This is a genomic window from Brevibacillus gelatini (assembly GCF_050920745.1).
GTDB lineage: Bacteria > Bacillota > Bacilli > Brevibacillales > Brevibacillaceae > Brevibacillus > Brevibacillus gelatini.
In genome coordinates this window covers 3,148,841-3,155,000 of the sequence record NZ_CP154342.1, presented here as the reverse complement: position 1 = coordinate 3,155,000, position 6,160 = coordinate 3,148,841, and the positions used below count along the sequence as shown (strand labels likewise).

Annotated in this window: 7 protein-coding genes and 5 tRNA genes; 11 read left to right on the top strand and 1 reads right to left on the bottom strand. The window is 51.4% G+C overall.

Features of this window, described 5'->3' with window-relative positions; translation table 11 throughout:
- The first annotated feature begins 18 nt into the window (after nucleotides 1-18).
- From AAFJ72_RS15295 to AAFJ72_RS15275, 5 genes are all read left to right on the top strand, one after another.
- A tRNA-Gly gene (locus AAFJ72_RS15295) sits at nucleotides 19-94 on the top strand.
- Nucleotides 95-101: 7 nt separating this feature from the next.
- A tRNA-Arg gene (locus tag AAFJ72_RS15290) sits at nucleotides 102-175 on the top strand.
- 22 nt (nucleotides 176-197) lie between these two features.
- A tRNA-Pro gene (locus tag AAFJ72_RS15285) sits at nucleotides 198-274 on the top strand.
- A 33-nt stretch (nucleotides 275-307) separates the two neighbouring features.
- A tRNA-Leu gene (locus AAFJ72_RS15280) sits at nucleotides 308-395 on the top strand.
- Between the two features lie 12 nt (nucleotides 396-407).
- Nucleotides 408-481: transfer RNA gene (locus AAFJ72_RS15275), tRNA-Gly, on the top strand.
- A 278-nt stretch (nucleotides 482-759) separates the two neighbouring features.
- Here AAFJ72_RS15275 and AAFJ72_RS15270 read toward each other — a convergent pair.
- Nucleotides 760-1,926 (bottom strand): sensor histidine kinase, encoded by a 1,167-nt coding sequence (locus tag AAFJ72_RS15270; RefSeq protein WP_432774572.1) that lies wholly within the window; start codon nucleotides 1,924-1,926, stop codon nucleotides 760-762.
- A 215-nt stretch (nucleotides 1,927-2,141) separates the two neighbouring features.
- Here AAFJ72_RS15270 and AAFJ72_RS15265 point away from each other — a divergent pair, with 215 nt between their 5' ends.
- From AAFJ72_RS15265 to AAFJ72_RS15240, 6 genes are all read left to right on the top strand, one after another.
- Nucleotides 2,142-2,792 (top strand): TerC family protein, encoded by a 651-nt coding sequence (locus tag AAFJ72_RS15265; RefSeq protein ID WP_432774570.1) that lies wholly within the window; start codon nucleotides 2,142-2,144, stop codon nucleotides 2,790-2,792.
- A gap of 69 nt (nucleotides 2,793-2,861) precedes the next feature.
- Nucleotides 2,862-3,449, top strand: a complete 588-nt coding sequence (locus AAFJ72_RS15260; protein WP_122906679.1) for a YkoP family protein — start codon at nucleotides 2,862-2,864, stop codon at nucleotides 3,447-3,449.
- Complete coding sequence (locus AAFJ72_RS15255; protein ID WP_122906680.1) at nucleotides 3,446-4,603, top strand: MGDG synthase family glycosyltransferase; 1,158 nt, start codon at nucleotides 3,446-3,448, stop codon at nucleotides 4,601-4,603. Before AAFJ72_RS15260 ends, AAFJ72_RS15255 begins: the two co-directional genes overlap by 4 nt.
- 54 nt (nucleotides 4,604-4,657) lie before the next feature.
- Nucleotides 4,658-4,861, top strand: a complete 204-nt coding sequence (locus AAFJ72_RS15250) for an alpha/beta-type small acid-soluble spore protein (protein WP_005830919.1) — start codon at nucleotides 4,658-4,660, stop codon at nucleotides 4,859-4,861.
- A gap of 149 nt (nucleotides 4,862-5,010) precedes the next feature.
- Nucleotides 5,011-5,217 (top strand): DUF1657 domain-containing protein, encoded by a 207-nt coding sequence (locus AAFJ72_RS15245; RefSeq protein WP_122906711.1) that lies wholly within the window; start codon nucleotides 5,011-5,013, stop codon nucleotides 5,215-5,217.
- Between the two features lie 68 nt (nucleotides 5,218-5,285).
- Nucleotides 5,286-6,146, top strand: coding sequence for a DUF421 domain-containing protein (locus tag AAFJ72_RS15240; RefSeq protein WP_122906681.1), 861 nt, complete (start codon nucleotides 5,286-5,288; stop codon nucleotides 6,144-6,146).
- Nucleotides 6,147-6,160: the final 14 nt, after the last annotated feature.

Here is a 6,160-nt window from a genome sequence, read left to right as displayed (position 1 = left end):
TTCCATACTTATCAAAATGCGGACGTAGCTCAATTGGTAGAGCGTCGCCTTGCCAAGGCGAAGGTCGCGGGTTCGAGACCCGTCGTCCGCTCCATAATCATGTGCCCTTAGCTCAGCTGGATAGAGCGTTTGACTACGAATCAAAAGGTCGGGAGTTCGAATCTCTCAGGGCACGCTTTTCTTTCATTTTTAATAGTCGGGAAGTAGCTCAGCTTGGTAGAGTACTTGGCTTGGGACCAAGGGGTCGCAGGTTCGAATCCTGTCTTCCCGACCATGATTTGCTTGCCCATAGATTCATAACGAAATTGCCGGGGTGGCGGAATGGGCAGACGCAACAGACTTAAAATCTGTCGGGAGTTTCTCCCGTACCGGTTCAAGTCCGGTCCTCGGCACCATATACGTCAGATGCGGGTGTAGTTCAATGGTAGAACTCCAGCCTTCCAAGCTGGTCGCGTGGGTTCGATTCCCATCACCCGCTCCATACACAAAAAGCAGAGAAGCCAATCGCTCTCTGCTTTTTTGCTGTGATGATCCAGAGCCAGAGGGGAAAGGCGTTTCAACTCAGGGCGGAACCGATCCGCAGGTGACGGGACAGGCGTGAGGGCAGGTGCGGGGCAAACGCGAGGGCAGGTGCGGGGCAAACGCGAGGGCAGGTGCAGGGCAGGGCAAACGCGAGAGCAAACGCAAGGGCAAAAAAGCTGCTGGCGCAAAAAAAAGCCCACGAATTGGGCTTGATGCACAAAGGTATTCATCCTCTACTTACGAAAATCCGGCTGCTTGGACTGCCTCCTCTGGCGATAAAATCGGCAGCGAGACGACGAAGCGGGTGCGGTTTTCGTTGGAATCACAATGAATCGTGCCATTATGCTTGTCGATAATATTTTTGCAGATCGACAGACCGATGCCTGTCCCATTTTGCTTGGTCGTAAAGAACGGCTGAAACAAAATCTCGACAATCTCTGGCGGAATCATTTCTCCGTTGTTTTCCACGCTCAAATAGAGCCAGCCATCTGAAGCGGTGGCAATGATGTGTATGTACTTGTCTGTTCGATTTTGCACAGCGTCGATTGCATTGTTCAACAAATTGACGACGACCTGTTTTAAGCCTTCCTCATAACAAGTCAGGGCGCAGGGGTGGATTTGTTTTGCAAATCGTATGTTTTCTCCTACCAGTCGAGGAGTAATAAGGGTTTCTACCTCATCGAGCAGTTGCTCAACTTGAACCGTTTTGAAAATTTCATCCAAGATCGGTTTTTTGGAAAAGCTGAGAAAGCCGGTTATTTGCCGGTGCAAATTTTCGAATTCATGCATGACAACTTGAATATACGTTTGCAGCTGCGCTTGTTCCTGTGTAGACTCGCTAATCAGCTTGAGAAAGCCTTCAATCGCGCACAGCGGATTGCGCAGCTCATGGGCCATGTTGGCAGCGATTTTTCCCAACATCGTCAGCTTGTCATTGTGCAGGTAGGAAATCGTTTCTTCCTTTTTAACAAGCTCCTTGTTTATCATCTGCTCGAAATGATAGACGGCCCAAAAAACACTCTCATCCATCGCTTTCCCCAGCTCTCGCTCCAGATAGTGCATGTCCTGCGGAGAGAGGGACCATTGTTGCAGTTCAGGATGCAGCTCACGCCAAAAGACATTTCGGTACAACTGATACGTGCGCAAAATGGAGGAAAAGGGGAATTCCTGCGAGCGCAGCCACTCTCCCATATCCAGTGCCCAGTTCTGCATGTCCTGGTCTACGTTTTCCACCAGATAACGGGCTAGGAGCACAGTTCGTTTCTCCGCAAAATCACGAGGAATTTTTACAGGAATTTCCATACTACGAACAATTTCCCGCATCCATATTGTAGTAATTCTTGGTGCTAAATCCAAAATTTTCCGTGAAACGTTTGCTAGATTAAGCCTCACAGTCTCCACCATCGCATTATCCACCCCACTAAAATCGTAAGGGAAAAGGGTAAGATTAGACAAGGTATAATTATCCCGATTTCGCGACAAAATGTTTTTTTGCAGGATTTTTTATTGACAAAATCCGCTGAAATACGTCGCTATTCGAAAAAATATTCAATCATGAGTCCGATTCTAGTCACATAAAGTAGAATGGACAAACATTTTGATGGACCAGGGAGGCAGGGATGGGAGAGCATTTTTGGCTGGGACTGGTGCACATTTTCATGATTGATCTGGTGTTGAGCAGCGACAATGCTGTCATCATAGGAATGGCTTGTCGGGGTTTGCCTCCGCGGGAACGCAGCCGTGCTGTCCTGTACGGAACGATGGGGGCTGTCGTCCTGCGAATCGTGTTGACGGGTGTGACGACCTGGATGCTCGATATTCCGCTTGTCAAGGCGATCGGGGGAGGACTGCTCTTGTGGATCGCTGTAAAGCTGATGGTGAGCAACGAGGAAGAAACGACAGAGGTGGCGCAAAATCAGACAATCGGCCAGGCAGTCAAAACGATCATATTGGCTGATTTTGTCATGAGCCTGGACAATGTTTTGGCCGTTGGGGGAGCGGCGCATGGCGATCTGTGGCTGGTTTTGCTTGGATTGGGGATGAGCATTCCGCTTTTGATGTGGGGAAGCGCGTGGGTAGCCAGGCTGATGAACCGCTTTCCGGGCCTCGTCATTATCGGCGGCGGGGTGCTTGCTTTTACGGCGGTGGACATGTGTCTGGAAGACCCGTACGTGTGGAAATGGATCAATCCGCTCCTGCTCAATCACATGTGGCTTCCGGCTATTGCCTCGGTCGCCATCATGCTGTGGGGACGGATGAAACGGGCCTGAACAGGTAATGAAAGGAAGGGAGAGTGGGGAATACTACAAGTAAACATCGCCGGAAAGGAACCGTTGCACATGAACACAAGTCTCTTGATGCTATGGAGATACTGGGATGAAATCTATCAACGGTGCACCAGACTAACCTATATCGAAAAAGGAAAAAATATTTTCCGGGTCGTTCCTTTGCGTTATCGGGGGGAGCCATTACGGACGTCAGATGAGCAGATCATTCAGGACGGCGATTTCATTTTAAAAATACATATTCACAACTATTACTTTGCATCACTCTGCCGCGGTGTGCAGGACGAACTGCGGGTAGCCTTGCTTTTGCGCAGGCATATTTTGCAGTCGCTGCCCAAACTGGCGGCATTTTTGGAAGCGATGGAAGAGCGGGAGAAGATCAAGGGCATCGTCGGCACAACGATGCTGCACAAAGGAGTGGTTCCTTTGGGATTTTCCATCTCGGACGTGCCGATGAACTGGTTTTTCCGCTACAAGCGCTGGTACTTGCGCCTTATGCTTAGGCTCGTTCATCCCGATGGCAAAAGACGGTTGCAGACGTGGAAGCAGGACATGCCGTTAAAACGGGTTTACATGTCCAAGGAGATGTTGCTTGCGCGCTACGGGCAAAACAGGCAGCAGACGACAGGAGATACGCTTTGAGGGGCAAACGTTTTTTACTGGTCACTGAGGAATGGGCAGGAAGCGGGCACAGGGTAGCAGCAGAGGCGCTCCAGGAGGTTTTGCTCAACATGGACGGGGTGGAATCAGCCCGGCTGATCGGAGGCTTGCAGACAGCCAGTCCGAGTTTGCGCGTGCTGTCCCGTTTTTTTTATGTCAACATGCTCAAATACGCCAGGCCTGTATGGCACAGCATGTACGAACAGGATGAGATGTGGGGAAAGGCGCTGTCCAGGCCGCTCGGCCGGTGGCTCTCGGCGAGGCTGCTGCGGCGGGTGCTGCAGGCGGAGCAGCCGGACGTCGTGATCGTGACGCATGCCTACTGTCTGTCGGCGTTGGCCTTCGCCAAGAAACAGATGGACAAGCCGTTTCAACTGGTCAGTATTCCGACTGATTTTCACGTCAATCGCTTTTGGGTGGACCGGGAAATCGACGCTTATATTGTCGCGCATGAGTATATGGCGGAGTGTCTGCAACAAAAATATCAGATTCACCCTGAAAAAATTCACGTCTGCGGCATTCCGATCCGACGGGCGTTCAGCCTGGCAGAGAGCACGCCCAAGCACGAATGGAAGAAACGGCTCGGGATTGCTCCGGAGCGCTTTACCGTGCTGATCGGCGGGGGCGAGGGCGGTTACGGGCAGATGGAGGAAGTCATCCGCGCCTTGTTCACAGAGGAGCAGCCGCTGCAGGTTGTTGCGGTGACGGGAAAAAATGCCCGGCTGAAAAAGCGGCTGGAGACGGAGTTTGCCCACGGAGACGGGCGACACGACCTTGTCGTCAAAGGCTTTGAAGACTGTATGTGGCAATGGATTGGCGCGGCGGACGTGTATGTGACCAAGCCGGGCGGTATCACTTGTGCAGAGGCACTCGCGATGCGGACGCCGCTTGTTTTGTATCAGCCGCTGCCTGGACAGGAGCGGCATAACAGCACTTTTCTCACGCAGCAAAACGCAGCGGTGCTGGCGAAAACGCCGCAGGAAATCCAAAACGTTATCAGGCGTTGGCGTCACTCTGATGAAAAGAATAAAATTCCCCTGCAAATGGACAAACTAAGGCGTCCGGAAGCGGCGAATCAGATCGCTACGCTGCTCTTTCAACTAGAGTCTAAATTTGGCAACGAAAATGAAGAATGAACAACGAAAACTTCACACATATTAAACCTACCAACGACGAGGAGGTGATGACAGATGGCTAACAACAACCGCTCCAGCAACAATCTGGTGGTTCCTCAAGCAAACCAGGCACTGGACCAAATGAAGTATGAAATCGCTTCTGAATTCGGTGTTCAGCTTGGTCCGGACACTACTTCCCGTCAAAACGGTTCAGTAGGTGGCGAGATCACAAAACGTCTTGTTGCCTTCGCTGAACAACAATTGGCTGGCCGTGGCTAATTGCATAGTTGGATGAGGAAAGGCACCTGCGGGTGTCTTTCTTTTTTTTGTCTGTGACTTTTGGTGATAACTTACAGGGAAAATGGAAATCTGGAACGCATATTTCAGCGGCAGAGGCTGACTCTAAATGTGTTGGGAGGTGAAGAATGATGACAGTAGGTGCACAGGTGAAACAGGCGCTCGCCAGCCTGAAGGGGGCGCAGGCAGATTTGGAGTCGTTCGCGCTTAGCACGCAAAATAAGCAAGCGAAGCAAATGTACACAGAAGCTGCCCAGCAAACCCAGGCGATTGTGAACAACCTGCAGCAGCGTGTGACAGAGTTGGAGAACGAAGAGCCACAGTACAAAGGCTTCTAGTCTGCTGAGAAAGGGAGAGGGACTCCCTCTCTCTTGGCTTTTCTTTTAAAGGCTGACGGAGGTGGAGCATGCCTGACTGGTTGAATATTTTGCTACGCTCGCTGGGAGCGCTGGCTTACTTGTTTATTCTTACCAAAATTATTGGAAAGCGGCAAATCAAGCAGCTAACGCTCATTGAATACATCGTCGGCATTACGATCGGCTCCATCGCTGCCTTCATGGCGACGGAGATGGACGGGCCGATTGCCCACAGTCTGATTGCCATGGGTGTGTTCGCGATTGTTCCTGTCCTGATGGAATGGCTGACGCTGAAAAGCAAGGTGCTGCGCGACTTTTTCGAGGGCAAGTCGACCATTCTTATCAAAGAAGGAAAAATTTTGGAGGACAATCTGAAAAAGGAACGGTTGACGGCGGAAGATTTGCTGGAGCAACTGCGGCTCAAAAACGTGTTCCGGGTAGCGGACGTAGAGTTCGCCATGATGGAGACAAACGGGGAACTGAGCGTGCTCTTGAAGTCCGAGAAGCAACCCGTCACGCCGCAGCAGTTGGAATTGACCGTGTCGCCCGCAGAAGAAAGTCAGGTCGTCATCATGGATGGCGTCATCATGGACGAGCCGCTTGCGACAGCGGGCTACAATCGCCGCTGGGTGCGCACGCAATTGCAAAAAGCGGGGGTGGCGCTTGAAAACGTGTTTCTCGGCCAGGTCGACAAAAGCGGCGAGCTGTACCTCGATTTGTATGACGACAAAATTCAGGTGCCTGCCCCGCAAGCGATGAAGCGGACATTTGCCACCTTGAAAAAGTGTCAGGCCGATCTGGAACTGTTTGCCCTTGCCACGAAAAGCGAACAGGCCAAACAGACTTATCAGCGTGACGCGGAGCAATTGCAGCAAGTGATCGACCAAGTGAAGCCGTTTTTGATACGGTAAAAAGGAGTGAGAGA